Source organism: Bradyrhizobium sp. Pha-3, from assembly GCF_042258615.1.
Taxonomy (GTDB): Bacteria; Pseudomonadota; Alphaproteobacteria; order Rhizobiales; family Xanthobacteraceae; genus Bradyrhizobium.
Genome location: NZ_CP170152.1, coordinates 1577004 through 1595542, shown reverse-complemented (window position 1 = coordinate 1595542; position 18539 = coordinate 1577004). Strand labels below are relative to the sequence as shown.

At 63.7% G+C, this 18539-nt stretch carries 25 protein-coding genes and 1 tRNA gene; 13 read left to right on the top strand and 13 right to left on the bottom strand.

Annotation, left to right across the window (positions count from 1 at the left end; all coding sequences use genetic code 11):
- Positions 1–101: 101 nt before the first annotated feature.
- The 6 genes from ACE10Z_RS07410 to ACE10Z_RS07385 all read left to right on the top strand — a co-directional run bounded on the left by ACE10Z_RS07410 (position 102) and on the right by ACE10Z_RS07385 (position 7124).
- Positions 102–1004, top strand: coding sequence for a LysR substrate-binding domain-containing protein (locus ACE10Z_RS07410; protein ID WP_375787338.1), 903 nt, complete (start codon positions 102–104; stop codon positions 1002–1004).
- Entirely contained in the window at positions 997–2217 is a 1221-nt protein-coding gene (locus tag ACE10Z_RS07405) for an NAD(P)-binding domain-containing protein (RefSeq protein WP_375787337.1), read from the top strand. The genes ACE10Z_RS07410 and ACE10Z_RS07405 overlap by 8 nt, the downstream gene beginning before the upstream one ends.
- 110 nt (positions 2218–2327) lie before the next feature.
- Positions 2328–2603, top strand: a complete 276-nt coding sequence (locus ACE10Z_RS07400; protein WP_375787336.1) for a hypothetical protein — start codon at positions 2328–2330, stop codon at positions 2601–2603.
- Positions 2600–2806 (top strand): hypothetical protein, encoded by a 207-nt coding sequence (locus ACE10Z_RS07395; RefSeq protein WP_375787335.1) that lies wholly within the window; start codon positions 2600–2602, stop codon positions 2804–2806. Before ACE10Z_RS07400 ends, ACE10Z_RS07395 begins: the two co-directional genes overlap by 4 nt.
- Positions 2807–2918: 112 nt before the next feature.
- On the top strand, positions 2919–5831 hold the full coding sequence (uvrB, locus tag ACE10Z_RS07390) for an excinuclease ABC subunit UvrB (protein WP_375787334.1): 2913 nt from the start codon (positions 2919–2921) through the stop codon (positions 5829–5831).
- A gap of 15 nt (positions 5832–5846) precedes the next feature.
- On the top strand, positions 5847–7124 hold the full coding sequence (locus ACE10Z_RS07385) for a hypothetical protein (RefSeq protein WP_375787333.1): 1278 nt from the start codon (positions 5847–5849) through the stop codon (positions 7122–7124).
- A 16-nt stretch (positions 7125–7140) separates the two neighbouring features.
- Here ACE10Z_RS07385 and ACE10Z_RS07380 read toward each other — a convergent pair whose 3' ends face one another.
- From ACE10Z_RS07380 to ACE10Z_RS07370, 3 genes are all read right to left on the bottom strand, one after another.
- Complete coding sequence (locus ACE10Z_RS07380) at positions 7141–7527, bottom strand: hypothetical protein (RefSeq protein WP_375787332.1); 387 nt, start codon at positions 7525–7527, stop codon at positions 7141–7143.
- Positions 7528–7862: 335 nt separating this feature from the next.
- Positions 7863–8054, bottom strand: a complete 192-nt coding sequence (locus ACE10Z_RS07375; protein WP_375787331.1) for a hypothetical protein — start codon at positions 8052–8054, stop codon at positions 7863–7865.
- A gap of 80 nt (positions 8055–8134) precedes the next feature.
- Complete coding sequence (locus tag ACE10Z_RS07370; RefSeq protein WP_375787330.1) at positions 8135–8374, bottom strand: hypothetical protein; 240 nt, start codon at positions 8372–8374, stop codon at positions 8135–8137.
- A gap of 358 nt (positions 8375–8732) precedes the next feature.
- Between ACE10Z_RS07370 and ACE10Z_RS07365 the strand changes: the two genes are divergently transcribed.
- The 3 genes from ACE10Z_RS07365 (at position 8733) to ACE10Z_RS07355 (ending at position 10314) form a co-directional block, all read left to right on the top strand.
- On the top strand, positions 8733–9176 hold the full coding sequence (locus ACE10Z_RS07365; protein WP_375787329.1) for a nuclear transport factor 2 family protein: 444 nt from the start codon (positions 8733–8735) through the stop codon (positions 9174–9176).
- Positions 9177–9302: 126 nt separating this feature from the next.
- The gene (locus ACE10Z_RS07360; protein WP_298378539.1) at positions 9303–9563 is read left to right on the top strand and encodes a hypothetical protein; all 261 of its coding nucleotides are present in this window, start codon (positions 9303–9305) and stop codon (positions 9561–9563) included.
- Positions 9564–9879: 316 nt separating this feature from the next.
- Positions 9880–10314 (top strand): nuclear transport factor 2 family protein, encoded by a 435-nt coding sequence (locus ACE10Z_RS07355; RefSeq protein WP_229170418.1) that lies wholly within the window; start codon positions 9880–9882, stop codon positions 10312–10314.
- 8 nt (positions 10315–10322) lie between these two features.
- Here ACE10Z_RS07355 and ACE10Z_RS07350 read toward each other — a convergent pair whose 3' ends face one another.
- Complete coding sequence (locus ACE10Z_RS07350; RefSeq protein ID WP_375790125.1) at positions 10323–10646, bottom strand: hypothetical protein; 324 nt, start codon at positions 10644–10646, stop codon at positions 10323–10325.
- Here ACE10Z_RS07350 and ACE10Z_RS07345 point away from each other — a divergent pair.
- From ACE10Z_RS07345 to ACE10Z_RS07335, 3 genes are all read left to right on the top strand, one after another.
- The gene (locus ACE10Z_RS07345; protein WP_375787328.1) at positions 10564–11529 is read left to right on the top strand and encodes a hypothetical protein; all 966 of its coding nucleotides are present in this window, start codon (positions 10564–10566) and stop codon (positions 11527–11529) included. The two genes, ACE10Z_RS07350 and ACE10Z_RS07345, sit on opposite strands and share 83 nt — an antisense overlap.
- A gap of 154 nt (positions 11530–11683) precedes the next feature.
- Positions 11684–12103: a hypothetical protein gene (locus ACE10Z_RS07340; protein WP_050630361.1), complete on the top strand. Its 420-nt coding sequence runs from the start codon at positions 11684–11686 to the stop codon at positions 12101–12103.
- 227 nt (positions 12104–12330) lie between these two features.
- Positions 12331–12471 carry a hypothetical protein gene (locus ACE10Z_RS07335; RefSeq protein WP_173640867.1) on the top strand — a complete coding sequence of 47 codons (141 nt, stop codon included), beginning with the start codon at positions 12331–12333 and terminating at the stop codon, positions 12469–12471.
- A gap of 106 nt (positions 12472–12577) precedes the next feature.
- On the opposite strand, the gene ACE10Z_RS07330 is transcribed toward ACE10Z_RS07335, so the two are convergent.
- From ACE10Z_RS07330 to ACE10Z_RS07320, 3 genes are all read right to left on the bottom strand, one after another.
- Positions 12578–12721: a hypothetical protein gene (locus tag ACE10Z_RS07330; RefSeq protein ID WP_167350177.1), complete on the bottom strand. Its 144-nt coding sequence runs from the start codon at positions 12719–12721 to the stop codon at positions 12578–12580.
- Between the two features lie 206 nt (positions 12722–12927).
- Positions 12928–13410, bottom strand: coding sequence for a MaoC family dehydratase (locus ACE10Z_RS07325; protein ID WP_375787327.1), 483 nt, complete (start codon positions 13408–13410; stop codon positions 12928–12930).
- Positions 13411–13418: 8 nt separating this feature from the next.
- Positions 13419–13877, bottom strand: coding sequence for a MaoC family dehydratase (locus ACE10Z_RS07320; RefSeq protein WP_375787326.1), 459 nt, complete (start codon positions 13875–13877; stop codon positions 13419–13421).
- 321 nt (positions 13878–14198) lie between these two features.
- Here ACE10Z_RS07320 and ACE10Z_RS07315 point away from each other — a divergent pair, with 321 nt between their 5' ends.
- Positions 14199–14495 (top strand): DUF4282 domain-containing protein, encoded by a 297-nt coding sequence (locus ACE10Z_RS07315; RefSeq protein WP_050404422.1) that lies wholly within the window; start codon positions 14199–14201, stop codon positions 14493–14495.
- Between the two features lie 420 nt (positions 14496–14915).
- Here the strand turns inward: ACE10Z_RS07315 and ACE10Z_RS07310 are convergent, their stop codons facing one another.
- From ACE10Z_RS07310 to ACE10Z_RS07285, 6 genes are all read right to left on the bottom strand, one after another.
- Positions 14916–15596 (bottom strand): ParA family protein, encoded by a 681-nt coding sequence (locus ACE10Z_RS07310; RefSeq protein ID WP_021081815.1) that lies wholly within the window; start codon positions 15594–15596, stop codon positions 14916–14918.
- A 180-nt stretch (positions 15597–15776) separates the two neighbouring features.
- Entirely contained in the window at positions 15777–16103 is a 327-nt protein-coding gene (locus ACE10Z_RS07305; RefSeq protein ID WP_375787325.1) for a hypothetical protein, read from the bottom strand.
- A 219-nt stretch (positions 16104–16322) separates the two neighbouring features.
- Positions 16323–16613, bottom strand: coding sequence for a hypothetical protein (locus ACE10Z_RS07300; protein WP_375789768.1), 291 nt, complete (start codon positions 16611–16613; stop codon positions 16323–16325).
- Positions 16614–16824: 211 nt separating this feature from the next.
- A tRNA-His gene (locus tag ACE10Z_RS07295) sits at positions 16825–16901 on the bottom strand.
- Between the two features lie 188 nt (positions 16902–17089).
- Positions 17090–17527 carry a phasin gene (locus ACE10Z_RS07290; RefSeq protein ID WP_074130367.1) on the bottom strand — a complete coding sequence of 146 codons (438 nt, stop codon included), beginning with the start codon at positions 17525–17527 and terminating at the stop codon, positions 17090–17092.
- A 274-nt stretch (positions 17528–17801) separates the two neighbouring features.
- Positions 17802–18200: a phasin family protein gene (locus ACE10Z_RS07285; RefSeq protein WP_375787324.1), complete on the bottom strand. Its 399-nt coding sequence runs from the start codon at positions 18198–18200 to the stop codon at positions 17802–17804.
- Positions 18201–18539 lie beyond the last annotated feature (339 nt).

Sequence of the window (18539 nt, the reverse complement as noted above, 5' to 3'; positions counted from 1 at the left end):
GGGCCAAGCCCGGCCATGACGGATGGTGATATTTCTGCGCTGCTTGGCCTCTGCCGGCAAACTGAGTTATCTTGCCCTTGCATCAGTTTTCCTGAGGGTTCATGCGGCGGCTGCTCTTTCTCAACGGCATCAAGGCATTCGAGGCCGCGGCGCGGACCGGCAGCTTCGCGGCCGCGGGCGGCGAGCTCAACGTCTCGGCCGCCGCGATCAGCCGGATGGTGCATCTGCTGGAAGAGCGGCTTGGCGTCGCGCTGTTCGAGCGCAAGGCGAACCGCCTCGTCACCACACAGGCGGGCCGCGCCTATCAGGGCGGGCTGACCCCGATCTTCGACGCGCTGGCGAGCCTCACCGCGCAGGTCACGGCGTCCGCGAGCACGCGGGTGCTGACCGTCGGCGTCGGACCGACTTTCGCGCTGAAATGGATGATCCCGCACCTCGCCGAGTTCCGCAAAGCGGAGCCGGACATCGAGGTGCGGATCACCACCGGCGGCATGGCGGTGCCGTTCGCCGACGACTGGAGCTGCGGCATCCAGCTCGGCGACGGCCAGTGGCCGGGCCTGGTCGCCGAGCCGCTGTTCGCCGCCGACCTGATGCCGGTGTGCACCGCGCGGCTCGCCAACACGTTGAAGCGTCCCGCCGACCTGAAGGGACCGAGCCTGATCCGCGTCGCGCATTCGCCCGACGACTGGCCGTCCTGGCTGAAGGCCGCGGGCGTGCCGCGCCTGACGGCGCGCGGGCCCGAATTCCAATTCTACGGCCAGGCGCTGCAGGCAGCTAGCGACGGGCTCGGGATCGCGATGGGCATCCGGCCCTATATCGATGACGATCTCGCCGCCGGCCGGCTGGTGGCGCCGTTTGCGCTCAGCGTGCCGAAGGGCATGCGCTGGTATCTCGTCTATCGCGGCTTCCACGCCGAACAGCGCGATTTCGCCGCGTTCCGGCGCTGGATCATCCGCGCCGCCACGGAACCCGCCGCGCGCCACAAGGGAGCGCGCAATGCCTGACGAGACGATCGACACGCTGGTGATCGGCGGCGGCCAGGCCGGGCTCACCATGAGCCACCGGCTGAAGCAGCGCGGCATCGCCCATCTGGTGCTGGAGCGGCGGCGGATCGCCGAGCGCTGGCGCAGCGAACGCTGGGACGGATTGATGTTCCAGTTTCCGAACTGGTCGGTGCGACTGCCGGAGTTCGCGTTTCCGCACAGCGATCCCGACGGCTTCTCGGACACCGCGTCCATCATCGCCTTCATCGAGGCCTACGCCGCCTTCATCGCGCCGCCGATCCGCTGCGGCGTTGAGGTGACGAAGCTGCGCCGCGACGCCGATGGCTTCCTCGCCGAGATCGCCGGCGGCCGCATCGCCGCCCGCAACGTCGTCGTCGCCACCGGCCCCTATCAGCGGCCGCTGCGGCCCGACGTGCTGGGCGATGATCGCGGCCTGTTTCAGGTTCACGCCAGCGATTACAAAAATCCCGCGCAATTGCCTGACGGCGCCGTGCTGGTGATCGGTGCCGGCGCCTCGGGCGCGCAGATCACCGACGAGCTGATGCGCGCCGGCCGCCGCGTCTTCCTCTCGGTCGGGCGTCACAACCGCCTGCCGCGCCGCTATCGCGGCCGCGACCTGATCTGGTGGCTGGCCGAGATGGGCGTCGACCAGACGCCGGTCGAGCAGCGCGGCCCGTCCCGCCTGCTGCCGGTGATCTCGGGCGCCCATGGCGGCCACACCATCGATTTCCGCCGCTTCGCCGCTGACGGCGTGACGCTGCTCGGCCGCGTGACGGTGGCGCACGACGGCGTGCTCGGGATCGCGCCCGATCTCGCCACCAACATCGCCAATGGCGACGCCTACTACGCGACATTCCTCGGGATCGTCGACGACTTCGTCGCGGCGCGCGGCCTCGATCATCCCGACGATCCCTTGGCGCGCGTCCGCCTGCCCGATCCGCCGTGCCTCACTGCGCCGCTGCGCACCATCGACCTGCGCGCTGAGCGGATCAGCAGCGTGATCTGGGCCACCGGCTACGGGCTCGACCTGGACTGGATCGACATACCGGTGCTGGACGCCGATCGCGCACCACGACACCGCCACGGCGTCTCCGACGTCCCGGGCCTGTATTTTCTCGGCCTGCAATGGCTGTCGAAGATGAAATCCTCGTTCCTGTCAGGCGTCGGCGACGACGCGGCCGTGCTCGCCGATCACATCGCGGCCCGCGGCTAGGGCGTTTTCGAGCGGTTCGCCTGAAGAAGCCGCATCAAAACAAGCAGCTGGAACGAAAGATTCCCTCGCCCGTCGGAAATAAACCGCGCGACTTGTGATCTGGTTCACATATGGCACCCAGCGCCCGTGCTTCCTATGAGAAGGGGCATTTCGAGGTCGCGATGATTTACAGCGGTTTTGAGATCAAGTCGTTCGAGATGGGGAAGGGGCAATGGCACGCCAGGATTCAACGGGTCGATCAAAGGCCGGTCGTCATCGATGGCATGCCGTTTCCGATGCTCGACATCGGCTTTGCGTGGTCCGATCCGGATGCGGCGATCGACGACGCGAAGCGGATTATCGACCGGTTCCCACAACGATATGGCATGACAATGCCGTCGGCGTGACCGGCAACGTCGTGGTCGCGATCGTCCCGCAATGCGAGCCGGATCCGGTCTGGCCGACGCAGGTCAGAACCAGCTGCCCGGAATGCGCCGCCCGGCTCTCGCTGCTGCGCGTCATTCCCGGCCGCGCCGCCGAATACTGGACCATGCGCTGCGACGGCTGCGGCGGGATCCATCTCGACATCGTCGACCTGCCGCGGGCCTGACGACCGCGAAGGCGCCGCCTGCTGACACCCTGCTGTCAGCAGTCTCGCCTGTGCGCCGATCCAGCCGTCGATTGCCCTTTTCTCGCTGCCGGACTCGTCCCATATTCCGGCCATGGCGAAGACACCGAACACCCCGAAAAAGCCCGGCAAATCCCCCAAATCCAAAGCTCACCGGCCCGAGGTCCAACCGATCGGACCGGCGCTGGCCGAGTTGCTCAATCCCGCGATCAATCGCGGCGATGCCGGCATGGGTTCGGGCACCGGCCTGCAGCCGCCGCCGGACAATTCCTGGGACCGCCGCGCCGGCGGCGAGGCCGCCGCGCATCGCGCGCGGGCGTCGACGCGCGAGACCAGCGAGGACGTCGCCAGGCGCGACGCTTCCGGCCTCGAGGAAGCCCCGCAGGCCAATTACGGCACCTCGGCCACCATTCCGACGCTCGATCCGGAACTGGCGCGGCAGCTCGGCCTGCCGACCGCCGAGGACGACGACGAGGCGCTCGCCCGTCCGCCGCGCAGCAAGATGGAGGCGCTCGGCGTCAAGGCCACCGCCGACGCGCTGGAGAACCTGATCCGCGACGGCCGCCCGGAATTCCGCAGGGATGACGGCTCGATGCGGGTGTGGACGCCGCATCGGCCGCCGCGCCCGGAGAAATCCGAAGGCGGCGTGCGGTTCGAGATCAAGTCGTCCTACGAGCCCAGGGGCGACCAGCCGACCGCGATCACGGACCTGGTCGAGGGCATCGGGCGCAACGACCGCACCCAGGTGCTGCTCGGCGTCACCGGCTCGGGCAAGACCTACACCATGGCCAAGGTGATCGAGGCGACGCAGCGCCCGGCGCTGATCCTGGCGCCGAACAAGACGCTGGCCGCGCAGCTCTATGGCGAGTTCAAGAGCTTCTTCCCCGACAACGCGGTCGAGTATTTCGTCAGCTATTACGACTATTACCAGCCCGAAGCCTACGTCCCGCGCACCGACACCTACATCGAGAAGGATTCCTCGATCAACGAGCAGATCGACCGCATGCGCCACTCGGCGACGCGCGCGCTGCTCGAGCGCGACGACGTCATCATCGTGGCTTCCGTGTCCTGCATCTACGGTATCGGCTCGGTCGAGACCTACACCGCGATGACCTTCGCGCTGAAGAAGGGCGAGCGCATCGACCAGCGGCAGCTGATCGCCGACCTGGTCGCGCTGCAATACAAGCGCACCCAGGCCGACTTCACCCGCGGCACCTTCCGGGTCCGCGGCGACGTCATCGACATCTTCCCGGCGCACTATGAAGACCGCGCCTGGCGCGTGAACCTGTTCGGCGACACCATCGAGACCATCGAGGAGTTCGATCCGCTCACCGGCCACAAGCAGGACGAGCTCGAATTCATCAAGATGTACGCCAATTCGCACTATGTGACGCCGCGCCCGACCTTGGTACAGGCGATCAAGTCGATCAAATCAGAATTGAAGATGCGGCTCGACCAGCTCAACGACCAGGGCCGCCTGCTGGAGGCGCAGCGGCTGGAGCAGCGCACCACCTTCGACCTCGAGATGATGGAAGCGACGGGGAGCTGCGCCGGCATCGAGAACTATTCGCGCTACCTCACCGGCCGCCGCCCCGGCGAGCCGCCGCCGACGCTGTTCGAATACGTCCCCGACAACGCGCTGGTGTTCGCCGACGAGAGCCACGTCACCGTGCCGCAGATCGGCGGCATGTTCCGCGGCGACTTCCGTCGCAAGGCGACCTTGGCCGAATACGGCTTCCGCCTGCCCTCCTGCATGGACAACCGCCCTCTGCGCTTCGAGGAGTGGGACATGATGCGGCCGCAGACGGTCGCGGTGTCGGCAACGCCGAGCGGCTGGGAGATCAACGAAAGCGGCGGCGTGTTCGTCGAGCAGGTGATCCGCCCGACCGGACTGATCGATCCGCCGGTCGATATCCGCCCGGCCCGCACCCAGGTCGACGACCTCGTCGGCGAGGTGCGCGCCACCGCGCAGGCCGGCTACCGCTCGCTGATCACGGTGCTCACCAAACGCATGGCGGAGGACCTGACCGAATATCTGCACGAGCAGGGCATCCGCGTCCGCTACATGCACTCTGATATCGACACCATCGAGCGCATCGAGATCATCCGCGATCTCAGGCTCGGCGCGTTCGACGCGCTGGTCGGCATCAACCTGCTGCGCGAGGGCCTCGACATTCCCGAATGCGCGCTGGTCGCGATCCTCGACGCCGACAAGGAAGGCTTTCTGCGCAGCGAGACCTCGCTGATCCAGACCATCGGCCGTGCCGCGCGCAACGTCGACGGCAAGGTGATCCTCTATGCCGATCAGATGACCGGCTCGATGGAGCGCGCGATCGCCGAGACCAACCGCCGCCGCGAGAAGCAGGTCGAGTACAACGAAGCCCACGGCATCACCCCGGAGAGCGTCAAGAAGTCGATCGGCGACATCCTCAACTCCGTCTACGAGCGCGACCACGTGCTGGTCGAGATCGGCGACGGCGGCATGGCCGACGACGTGATCTCGATCGGGCATAATTTCGAGGCCGTGCTGAGCGACCTCGAAACACGGATGCGCGAGGCCGCCGCCGATTTGAACTTCGAGGAAGCCGCCCGGCTGCGCGACGAGGTCAAGCGGCTGCGCGCCACCGAGATGGCCGTGGTCGACGATCCGACCGCCAAGCAGCGCAACGTGCAGAAGCAGGCCGGCGCCTATGCCGGCACCAGGAAGTACGGCGATGCCGCCAACCTGCCGGTCGCCGCGCTGAAGAACAAGACCGCGCAGACCTCGCTCAAGGCGAGCCGCAGCGGCAAGTCCGGCTCACGGGTGCACAAGCCCGACCTCGACGAGATGCACGGCCCGGAATCGCTGCCCTTCCGCCCAGGCGGCGCGCTGCCCGCAAAACCGTTCGGCACGACGAGCCGCATCATCCAGCCGACCGACTCGCGGCAGTCAGGGCCGGAGTTCGGCCCTTCGCCGCGGAGCAGCGGTGGTGCTCCGGGCAAGCGGGGCGGGTGGAAGAAGAGGTGAGGAGTTTTTAGAAACTTGAAACTACAGCCGGGCGTTACAAGAACGAGCGCCGAAGATTCCTGGAGAGAATTTGTTGAATGGATTGGCTTCTCCACGCTTTTAGATGCGCTAACGCGAAAACAAAGATCTTTGGAGGACTGGTCGGCATTCACGGAGATCGCGCCCCGGCTTTTTTCGATCGAACACGGATTAAACACCGCGCTTCGAAAATGGAGAGCGACGCGCAAGCTTTGGTATCCAAAGGAAAAGCCGATCTACGATGCCTATGCGTTTGTCGGAGCCTGCACACAAATCAAGAGTCAGCTCTCGTCTGATCAAGCTCGGGTGTTTCGTCGCAGAGTCATCTCCGAAATCCTTCCGAACGGCCGGCTATGTCATTTGGATCACGAATTTCGGACGGCACACCAGCTACTGGAATTTGGTTGGAATATCCAACGTTTCGGCCTTTGCGGCGATCCGGGCGCTGACTTCGTCGCAGAACGTGGAGGAATCGAGGTTGAGGTAGAGAGCAAATGCCTCTCGCCGGAGATTGGACTAGGGGTCTCATACGAGTTTGCGGCGCGATTGATGTCTCGCCTGAGCCGTGAATTGAGAGAGTGTCATCCTCTCTCGCTAACAACTATCCGCATAGAAATCCTCGGCCAGGAAAACGATACCGGAGGCGTTGATGGGGTAAAGCGTCATGTCCTTTCAAGCTACGTTCGAAATGAGAATTTTCAATCATCAGCGCTCCGAGTTCAAATTGAGACGAGTTCACTAAACGAATTTTTCGTTAAGTATCCCGACGTACGTAACGATCAATGGCTTCACAAAACATTCGCGGAACTTCGTACCCGGGAAGGCGACTACGGGTACTTCATTCGTCGCAACGAGGAACTTATCTTTTGCAATTTGATCCCGATGAGACCAAATCAACAAGCAAGAAAAATCATGAAACTCGTCAGCACGACGTGCGACCGACAATTCAGCAAACAACGCCCGGCGTTGCTTTGGCTTCACCTACAGGGCTTAGATCCGGGCCAAATCGACCGTGACTCGAACGGGGCTGACCACTACTTCCAGACGATTGCGCGTCACGCATTCACGAGTGAACGCAGAACTCACGTCTCTTCACTGGTCTTTACGAGCGACTCGGATCTGGAGCATGATCATACGCCCGTGCTCGGGAAGGACCGAAGAAAGGTCAACGCGGCTGGTCGCGCTAAAGGCTACGACAATCTCCGATGCCGATTCGGAATAATTCACATTCTAGCTCCGCAGTTTTCCGCTGATCACAAGCTGCCGTTCGCCTAATCACAAACAGCAGCACTCACCCCACGCTCACCACCGCGACCGCCAGCAGCGACATCATGATCATCATGGTCATGAGTTGCAGCGAGACGCCGGGCTGGCTCCGCCATTGCGCGATCTTCTCGGAGAACGACAGACTCGCGTCGAAGAACATCGGCGCATGGATGTGCACGAAGCGCTGCGGGAATTTGGCGGCGAGCCAAGGCGTGATCGCCGCGTAGACCAGCGAGGCGAGCACGACGTAGACCGCGGCGCCATAGCGTTCGCCGACGATTTCCGGGGCGCCGACCATCTTCAGCATCAGCACGGCGGCGGCGAAGGTCGGGAGGCCCTGAAGGATGGCGGTGAGCGCAAAGCCTTCGAGCCGGTTCTGTGCGGAAGATTTCGGTGCAGCGATGGCATTCATGGCGGCGATCCCTTCCCAATCGGGTGATCCGATGCTGCCACGCTAGCCGCGCGCCCGCGCCTGCGACGTGACGCAGGTCACGCCGGAAACGCGATCGCGGCGCGTCCGCTGGTCATCTCGTCATGCGGTTGCGGCCTGATGGGTTTCGCTTCGCCCGCTACGACTGTCATCGCCCGGCTCGACCGGGCGATCCAGTACGCCGCGGCCTCTCGGCTCAACCACGGACGTCTCTGGAATACTGGATCACCCGCATGCGCGGGTGATGACACCGAGCAAGTTGTTGGGCGCCAGCCTTCGCCGGGACGACGGCGAAGTTTGCATCTCGATCCGGAATTCTACCCCGACCGCTTGTTGCTGGTGTTCTGGATCAGATTGCCGTGCGCGGCCTGCTCGCGGATGTTGTGCTTCTCGTCGTCGCGATGGCCCTTGGTGGTGTCGAGGGGAACGCCGGGGGTGCTGCCGGGACCCTTGTGGCTCTGGTTGTCGTCGGGAACGGGCTGGATGGGCTTGTTCAGTGGTTTCGTCATCATCGTCTCCGTTACGCAAGGAGACAACGCCGCCCGAGCGGGCGGCGTTCCGGGGATCAGAGTTCACAACTGGTCGCGCCTTACAGCTTCTCCTGCTGCGAGGGCTGCGCCTGCTGCTGTTGGCGCTGACGTTCCTGCTCCTTGGCGTGATGGCGGCCGTAGAGGCATCCGGCGGCGGCGCCGAGCATGCCGTGATGGCCGGCATAATGACCGGCGACACCGCCGACGACCGCGCCCTTGATGCAGCCCTTGGCGTCGGCGGGCGCGGTGGCGGCAAGCGCACTGATGGCAATGGCGAACGCGAGAAGAATAGATTTCATGATGCGGCTCCAATGGAATTCTCTGGGATCAACGGCCGAGCCGCCCCGCCGGTTCCCACCGCTTCGGGGCCAACGTGAAACGCGCGCGGGGAGTTCTCATGAATTCGCGGCCACCTGCCCCTGCGCGCTTCACGTCTTCGAGACGCGATCAGTTCAGTTTCATCAGTTCAGTATCCTGCCATGTCGGGATGGCACCCCGGCGCAACCGCATGCATGTTGTGCCGCAATGCACGTTCCGGTTGCCGAACCTAATCGCGTCTCGTGCGTCAAAACATATGTTTGAGAGTGGAACGCTTCGGTTCACAATACGGGCCAGGGCTAGTCAAAGGCGAGTCGGACTGAACCGGCGGAGTCGATCATGGGCGAGGATTTGAACCGGCAGCGCGTCTTGAACTTCCTCGACGTCTATTATGCCGGCGGCATCGAGGGCGCGCTCGATCGCTGCAGCGACGACGTCGCGTTTCTCGCCAACGCCCCGATCGACATTCTTCCGCATATGGGCCAGCACCGCGGCAAGGCGGCGCTGCGCCAGATGTGGACCACGATCCACGAGCGCTATTCCGACATGCGCTACGAGGCGCCGACGGTGGTGGCCGAAGGCGACAAGGTCGCCGCCCAGCTGCGGGTGTTCTTCCGCAAGCGCAACAACGCCCGCATGGTGCAGTTCGACGTCGCGGTGTTCTACACGCTGCGCGACGGCAAGATCACCGAGATCCGCGAGATCATCGACACATTCGACCTCGTCCAGCAGGTGCTGGAGCGTGACGTCGCGGCGGCGCTGACCGGGCAAAACGCGGGCTAGCTCCCGGAAAACCAGGCAACCCACGCGGGCGTCCCCGCCCCGCAAATTCGTCCCCGCCAGCGTTGAACCTGAAAGGCCCGACGCTGACCTATCACTGGGCTTGTTGCGGTCGGGGCTGAAATCACCATGAAAGTCGCATTGCTCGCTGTGCTTGGTCTTGCACTGGGCGCCCTTGGCGGCGCCGCTCTCGGCATCGGCGCCGGGCTCACCTGGATAGGACTGGCCAAAACCTCAGGTCTCGACAGCGGAACGCTGGTGTTTTTCACCTTCATGCCGCTCGGCGCTGCGATCGGCGGCATCGGCGGCGCGCTGCTGTTCGCGGTGGTGGCGATCCACGACGCCGAGATCGTGATCGAGCGGCAGCCGCTGCGGCAGCGCGACCGCTGAATTGCGGCAACCGAAGCGTTTTCGAGCGAAGCCTGTCCCGCACGTGATGCGGGATGGATGCCGGTTCGCGTGAAGAAAACGCGTCAATCAGAATCCAGAACCCGGTTCCGATCCCATCGGAACGGGGTTCTGCGGGCGGACGGTCACATTCCGGTCAAGACCGGTGCAATTGTGCATTGCAAAAAAGTCATTTGTGTTTTGGCCATTCCGCCCTATTTGAGGCCGTAATAGTGACGTGCAGCAACCTGGCAGGGCGTCGGCGCTGACCGCCTGCCATTCGTTTGCTTTGAAAATCCAGTTTCAGGACGAGACCAAAATGACAGAGCACAGCCTCTGGCGTTTTTCGCGCGCATTGCATCGCGCGATCAACGAACGCCAGCTTGCAGACATCGAGCCGCTGCTCGATGACGAGGTCGAATGGGCCATCTACGGGCCGATCGACCTGTTTTCCTTCTTCGGCTCGCGCCGCGGCAAGGCCGCCGTGCTCGAGGTGATCAGGCAGATCGGCGAGAACCTGAGGGTTCACCGCTTCGATCGGGAGTCGATCATGCTGGGCGCGGATTCCGCGGCCTCGATGTTGCGCTATTCGCTGACGGCGTTGGACTCCAACAAGCCGATCTCGCTCAGGATCGCGCACTTCGCGCAGTTCAGGGCCGGCAAGCTCACGAGCTTCCGCGTGCTGGTCGACAGTTTCGACCTGGTCGAGCAGACCGTCGGTTACCCGATCCATCTGCCGCGCATCGCGGTCTGACGGCTCCATCACTTCACGCCTTCGTCATGTCCGGGCTCGAGCGCGAAGCGCGTCTTCGCGTGTTCGGCGCTCCGGCGGGACGCGGCCGGTTTCACCAGCCCCGAACCGGCCGCGCGGGGGGCCTTGCGTACGCGCACGTTTGTCCCGGACATGACGATCACGCGTTGATCAGTTGCCTTCGCAGCGCCGTTGCCACAATTTCGCGCCAAGAAAACCGCATGTTGCGGCGCTGGAATTTGCGGGCTGGGAATGACTTCTACATCACGATTTGGCTGGACAAGGCTGCCGGTGCTGGCGGCCGGCTTCAGCGTGGCGATAGCGCTTTCGGCCACGGCGCAGACCTCACCATGGGCGATCGCTCCCGCCGCGCAAGACAGCTCGAAAGACACCGCGAAAGACATCCCCGCTGACGATGCGGAGGCTGCGGCCGACGAGGCGCCACCGGCGGCCGATGCCAATGACGCCGACATCCTGAAGGGTATCGACCAGAGCAAGCTCGACTGGAGCCAGCTCGACACCGACTCCACCAGCCTGCCCACGCTGGCACCGAAGAGTGCAGCCAAACGCAGCAGCATCGCCGGCAACGATCCGTCCTGGTCGACCAACAACAACGCCAACGGCTCGTCGGCGGTGTCGGTCAAGCAGTCGATCTCGCCGTTCCTCGACACCCGCATCGGCGCCGACATGACGGTCGCCAAGCAGGGCACGATGACGACGTCGGAGCAATTGTCGGAGCGGCTCGCCAATGGCGGCAGCCTGCCGCAATCCGGCGGCTCGGCCTGGGCGTCGATCTCGGCGGGTGGCGTGGCTTCGATCTGGGACAAGACCTCGATCGAGGCGCGGGTCGATCCCGGCGCCGACCAGAGCAAGGTCGGCACCTCGCTCAGCAAATCGGTGCCGCTGTCGGAGCAGTATTCGCTGACGCTGCAGAGCGGCTACAACCTGATCCAGCAGGGCGTGGTCCCGGTGCCCGGCGTCGACGGCCATCCGTCGCGCAGCTACGACACCGATCAGTCTGCGCGCCTGTCCGTTACCGACACCGGCACCAGCATCACCGCAGGCCAGACGCTGTCGACCGCCGAGGACAGATGGCTGCGCCGGGTCGGCGCCGAGCAAAAGCTGTTCGACGGCGTCACCGTCTCCGGCTCGGTCGGCGAGACCGCCCAGGGCACGATCAACAAGAGCATCGGCGCCGGCTACAAGCGCTCATGGTGAACGATCTGTTAGCCCTGTCGCGCTAATGATCAGGCATTGCCCCAACTTGGCCCAGATGCGGTCAAATTCGGCGGCACTGATAGGTCCGTAACTTCATCAATTCGTCGTGCGGGGGACAAGCCGCGCTTCGCTATTGCGAACCAGGGGAAAGCCGATGAACGCCACCAACCGTACCGAGGAAGCCACCGAGGCGACGTCCGAGGTCGATTCCAACCTTGCTGCGGTCTCGGAAGTCGAAGCCGGCATCCGCGACTTCGTGCGCAACGACATCGCCTATCTGCGCCGGCCGGTGGCGAGCCCGGAGACCGCGCCGACCGACACCAATACCGACGCCACCGTCAGCAACGTCAACTCGCTGATCCAGCGCGTCGCCGGCACCTCGCTCGCCGAGATCGAGAAGCTGATCGGCGAGCTCGAGAGCCTGCGCGACCTGCTGCATGCCGAGGGCCAGCGCGTCCAGCGCGAGATCTCCGGCTATGCCCAGCTCAGCCAGGCCGCGATGAAGTCGACGCGCATGATCGCCGACAACGTCTCGCAGTGGAAGCGCGCCGCCGACGGCCTGCGCAACAGCTGATCCCGATCAGTTTTCCAGACTGATGGCCGCCGCCTCCCGAACGGGGGGCGGCGGCTTCGTTTTGCATGGGCCGATTCAGCGCTGAACGATTCGTTATTCAGCGCGGTGTAAACTGTGCGGCGTCAATTGTTGCAGAAGCCGATTTGAACTTGGGATACCGAGCCCGCGTCCAATCCGGAATTCGCGTTCGGACCACGCCTTGGCGGGCATCCATTTGGAGAGAATTCATGCAGAGCGTCCGGCCGGATAACGCCGCCGATCCTATACCGCTGCGCCAGCCGCAGCAGGGCATCGGCACGATCATGATCCGGTTCCTCGGCATCCTGGCAGCCGCGACCGTCGTGATGGTGCTGATCTGGAATCGCTGAAGAGCTTTTGAAGGAAGTGTGACGCAGCCTGCCGACCGGTCACATTGAAAAGCGCGAACGCACGCTACCTGGCGCTCCCTCGAGCGCCGATGTCACAGACGGTCAATCAGCGATCGATGCTCGCAGTAGTCTCGAAGGAATAATTGCCGTCGGCAAAGCCCTTCACAACCAATCCAGTGGCCAGCATCACAACAACTGTGACCGTCGCAAAGATAATGCCGACGAGTTTCAGCGCGCTGCGATCTGCCATAATCGTCCCCAGGTGTTCGGCCCACGTGCGAGGCCAAGTGTTCGCCCAAGTGCTCGCCCAAGTGCTCGTGCCCCAGCCATAAGGCAGGGACAAAGGTTCAAAATGCGTTAGCAAAAAATGAGTTCCACGCAACGCACAACTACGTCGGCAGCAGAAGTAGCTGCCAACCATGGCGTCCGTGCAACATCAGAGGCGCTGCGGCAACATCAGGAACCGGGATTCCGGCGCGGCACGAAGGCGGTCGCGAGGAACGAGAACACCACCTCATTGCGCTGATTGACGCCGGTGTTGCGGGCTTGAAGGATGCCCCATTCCGGCCGCTTCTCGGACGTGCGCTTGGTCTCGATCTGGTTGGTGAAGCTGATGGTGTCGCCCGCCAGCACCGGCCGGATCCAGCGCAGCTCGCGGAAGCCCGGCGAGGGTCCCCAGACCGCGACCGTCTCGCCGCGCGCGGCGGCTTCCGCGGCGAGCCGCTTGCCGTCGGCGACGAGCAGCTTCATGCAGACGCTGGCGACATGCCAGCCCGATGCGGCGAGCCCGCCGAACAGCGACTTGCGCCCCTCCTCCTCGTCGAGATGGAAGCGCTGCGGATCGAACTGCGCGGCAAAGCGCTTGATGTCCTCGGCGGTAAAGGTGAATGAGCCGAACTCGCGCTGGGCGCCGATCTCGATGTCTTCAAAAAAGCGCATGATCTCTCCTATGCGCTCAAAGCGTTACGGCGGCTGATCATGATCGGCGCCTCCATCTCGCACAGCATCTCGCCGCGCGCGTTGCGGATCGTGCTCTTGAAGGTCACGATGCCGGTCTCGGGCCGGCTCTTCGAGACGCGCGCCTCAATGACATCGACATCCAGCGTCAAATCGTCGCCCGGACGCAGCGGCGCCACCCAGCGCATCTCGTTGACCCCGGGCGCGCCCAGCGAGGCGGTGCGGCCGATGAAGCCGTCGAACATCATCCGCATCATCAGCGAGCCGAGATGCCAGCCTGAGCCCGACAGGCCGCGGAGCATGGATTTCTTCGCGGCGTCCTCGTCGAGATGCATCGGCTGCGGGTCGAATTCGGCGGCAAAGGCGAGGATTTCCTCGCGCGAAACATGGCGCGGGCCGAACGTGCCGAAACGGCCGGGCTTGAAGTCTTCGAAGGTCAGCGTGGTCATTGGGTGAGGATATGCTGGAGGGAAGCCCGATTGTGGCCGTTATTTGCAGCAATCACAACCAGCCCACTCGCATAGCTCGCCCCTGGACTGCCGGCGCCCGGTCCCGGGCCTGGCTTTGGCGAGACTGATTGGGCTTCTGCGGCATCGATCCCTTTGGGTGCGGAGGCGCTTTGGCGCCGCCCCGAACCATTGGCCCGGCGAAACGCCTCGTCCCGACGGACGCCTGCTGCGCAGGCTGCCGGGACGAAGTGATCACGCCGGGGGTGACGCAGTAGGATGAACGAGACGCGAATCATATTTCGGCTGGCCGGGAGAACCATGATGTTCGATTTCCAGGATCTGTTTCAGTGGGACCGCTTCATCACGCCCACGATCATCAAGACGTTCTACTGGCTGGTGATCGCGGTCATCGTGCTGTTCGGGATCTCCGGCATCCTGTGGAGCCTCACCGCGATGGCGATCAGCCCGTTCGTCGGCTTCATCCAGCTGCTCGCGTCGATCGCCAGCGTCTTCGTCGGCATCGTGTTCTCGCGCATCGCCGCCGAGTTCATCCTGATCGTCTTCCGGATCAACGAGCATCTCGGCGCGATCCGCGATCGCGACGGAAGCATGCACTGAGGCGTTCGGCCTCCCGCCGGATGCGCCCCCGCCCCGGCTGTGGTTAATCCGAAGTAGCACCCGCGCGAAAATACCAGCGAAATTCCGAGCGGGATCTTAAAACCGCTTGCGTATCAGTCTCCGCATTGCGCTGAAGACCAACGCGGGGGCGTCGTGAATTCCAGGAGTGGTTTTTTTGCCGTGAGGCCGGGTGCCGAGCCGGGCTTTACGACCGAGGATATCTTGTGGGCTGTCGGCATCTGGTCGGTGATCCTGACCCTGGCGCCGGTGATCGTGTTCTATCTGCTGATGGTGGCGTGACGCCATCCATCGCGTCATCGCCAAGTCAGCGAGGCAATCTCCGATTGCCTCGTCGCTTCAGCACACAAAAAACGCGCGACTGCCGCGCGTTTCTTTCCAGTTCGAACCAAGGCGGCGTTGTTACGCAGCCTGCTTGTGCATCGCGCCGGACGCCGACGCCGTGCCGCGGATCGCCTTGATCGAGCGTTCGATCGCGGCCCACAACCGATTGATCTCGGCAGCAGCGCGGCCTTCCGCATAATATTCGCGGGCGCCTTCACCCTGGCCGAGCGCCATCAGAAGGTCGGCGCGGTTGGTGATCTGACCGCTCCACACCGGCGCGCGGAATTTCGCCAGCGCCTCACGCGCGATCGCGACGATGCGGCTTTCGGCGCCGTCACGCTGCGCGGGCGCGCCGTTGATCACGACGGCATAGGGCTTGCGCATCGAGCGGCAGGTTTGAATCGTTTCCTGCACCGCGTTGACGTCGAACACGCCGGGCCGCGCCGGAATGATCACCATCGTGGCGTTCTTGATGGAGTCGTCGACCACAGCCGACAAATTCGGCGGCGTGTCGATGAACACCCACTCGATGCCGTCGCGCTTGGCCTGGGCAATGATCCCGCTGACCGAGTTCACCGCCGTCTTGATCGCCGGCTCGTTGGTGCCGCGCAATTTATGCCAGAGCGTCAGCGAGCCCTGCGGATCGGCGTCGATCAGCAGACAGGGCTTCGTTGCCTTGTGCACTTGCGCGGCGAGGTGAGCAGCCAGGGTACTTTTCCCCGAGCCCCCCTTACGCGAAGCGAAAACAATCACGTTCATACGTTGGCCTCCAGATTGACCCCAGGAGGCGAAAATGAATCAGCATGCTGATTCGCGAAAGAAGAAACTTCTTGCAATCCGCAAAGTGGCCAAGATTACCGGTGCATTCTGCTTTTTGAGTCACACTATACTTATGACGCAACCGCAAATGGAAGCGCTAAGCGTTTGATATGACTCACCCTAGCGTTTTTCGGCAGTCTTGGCGCGCTGACGCGCGATCCACTTGCGCTCGATCCAGCCGAGCAATTGCGCCGTCGGTTTCTGCAAGAACGGTACATCCTGCGCGAACAAAAGGAGTCCGAGCGGCAGCATCCAGAGTCCGAGCACCGGCAGGAAGCTGAAGATGCCGCCGATGATCAGGAGGATCGCGAGCGGAATCCGCACATAGCGCGACGACGGCTTGCGCAGCCACGCGACGAAGCGCGCCGGCTTTTCCGGAAGCCTGGCTTCGAACCAGGCGAAGTGCCGATCGATCTCTTGCTTGTCGTATTCGCTCACGCGCCTCACTCCATCCGTTCCGTCGCGAAACGGATTTGGCAAACAACACAAGCTCCAGAGATGATGCTGCGTGACAGCGTCACAAGGCGTCAGTCTGTCGCGCATCACGGTCTTGAAATTGCCGCCGCGGAATCCAGCGCGCGAAGCGCGCGCCGGTTCGCATCACGACAACGCACCGGGCTCGCGGCTCTGGCATGCGCGCGGAGAGAACCAAACGATGGGCGGACATCAGTGGGTGGACTTCTTCGTCTTGTGCGACGTGGAGACCTTCCGCTTCGCAGGCCGCCGCTCGACGCGCTCGCTCGCCTCACGCGGCTCGGGATCTGCGCGGAAGAACACGCGGCAGGCCGGTGACAGCTGTGCCCTGTTCCTGATCATGCAGGCCGTGATGCGATCGACATCGGGAATCTCGGGACCACAAAGCCGGAACGCATCCGGCGTACAGGCCTGCTGCTGGTCGGGCGTGTAGGCCTCGCCCCGGCCCGGCAGCAACAAAGCTGCAACGGCGATCGAGAGCATCAACGCAAACGAAAATCTCCTTGAACCGGCGATCCCCATGCATCCCCCCCAAAGGTGTCACTAGGCGTCGTTAAGGCGTCGTTTCGCGGAGTGTGGGTGATGGAACGAGCAAGTGCAAGCGGGCGAGATGACACGCCACGGGCGATGAGCAGACGGCGAGCGATCCTGCGATGGCCAGATCTTGCGATGTCGCGGTGGGTGATCGTGTGGATGGTACAGTTGGGTGGGCTCGAACCACCGACCTCCTGTTCCACAGACAGGCGCTCTAACCAACTGAGCTACAACTGCATCCTGACGCACGGCCCCGCAAAAAGGGGGCGGCGATTTCGGGCGGAAACTAGGTGCAACGCCCGCCTTTGGCAAGCGCTTAACGCGCGGATTTCCGCCGTTATCTCGGACCGCTTAACGGCCCTTGTCCAGCAAAAAGGCCCGGACCGCTTCGGCCCGGGCCTTCCGCTATCTCGTGCAGGCTGCGATCAGGCGGCCGGCTGCTGGTAGAACTTCGAGGCGCTGGCCTTGATCGGCTCGGCGGTCTCGCTGGCTACCTTCTGGCCGAGCTCGGCCAGTTCCTTGGCCTGCGCGGTGTAGGTCTCGAACTGCTTGCGGGCGTGCGAGGTCCACAGCTCGACCGCTTCGGTCGGCGACTTCACGCTGAACAGCTCCTGGGCGAAGTCGAGCGAGGAGGTGGTGTTGGCCTTGAAGAACTCGATCAGCTTGGCCGAATACGCGGTGGCGCCCTTGTTCATCGAGGTGAACACGGCCTCGACCGTCGAGTTATGGGTCTCGGCAGCGTCCTTGAACTTGGCGTAGCTGTCGCGGGCCTGCAGCACGCCCTTTTCGGCGAACGCACGCACCTGCTCGGGAACTTCGAACGGGATGATCGAGGCGGAGAACGGATCGGACGGGTTGGTCATACGTGTAATCCTTCGCAACGGGTGAGTAGATGTGACCATTGCGGACGTCCCGGAGCCCATCAGGCCGGGAGCGCTGAAATGGATCACGCTGCCTTGATTCACGGGAGTGCCCTTCGTCGGGCGCGCCTAATAAACACCCATATCATGTCAATTTTGTGCAACGCAACGTGGGATCGCGTGCGACGCCACATTTTTTATGTGGCGGAATATGGGATTACCGCGCCCGACCAGGGTTGGGCCTGCCACACTCCGTCAGCTCTTCATCAGCTCTTCATCAGCCCTTGGGCTTGACCGCATCCATCGCGGCGCGGCTGACGGCCTGGCCCATTTCGCTGGCCTGCTCGGCGAGCGAGCGCATCTGGCCTTGCACATATTCGCTGTGCAGCCGCATCACCTCGGTGAGGTCCTTGGCCTTGAGCAGCGACTGGGCGTAGTCCAGCGACGACTGCACATTCTTCTCCGCGTAGGACAGCGCCTTGGTGGAAAGCTCCTTGGCGCCGGCGCGCACCGTGGCGTTGCGCTCTTCGATCTTGCCGGCGGTGTCCCGCGCGTTGGTCACGAACTGCTCAAAGGCCTTGCGCGCCTGATCGAAGCTCGCCTCAGCCATCGACCGCATGTCCTTGGGAATCTCGAATTTGGGGATCTCGAAATGGTCACGCCCGTCGTCGCTCATGGTCGCTCTCCCTCGCTTGGTGATCGGCCCGCCGGGTTGACCCTGCGGACCCAGGGTAGAATACAAGGTAGACTGGACGGCGGAACATATCGTGGCGCACCAATCGCAGGTATGACGCGGCGCCGCCCTGGCTCCGCAACACGCTGTCGCATCCGCCTCTCTCCGCCTGACAACGCCAAACGGCTGTGGATCGTTCAGCCAAGTTAACGTTATCCCGGCTTAAGCCGGGGCACCTTGGCCGCGGACATGGACCTGCCGCCCCCCAGTTGCGATACTAACCTTCTGTTAAGGCTGTCGTCCTGCGGCCGCCGGCGCTCCGGCAAAGCTAAGGAAGAAGCC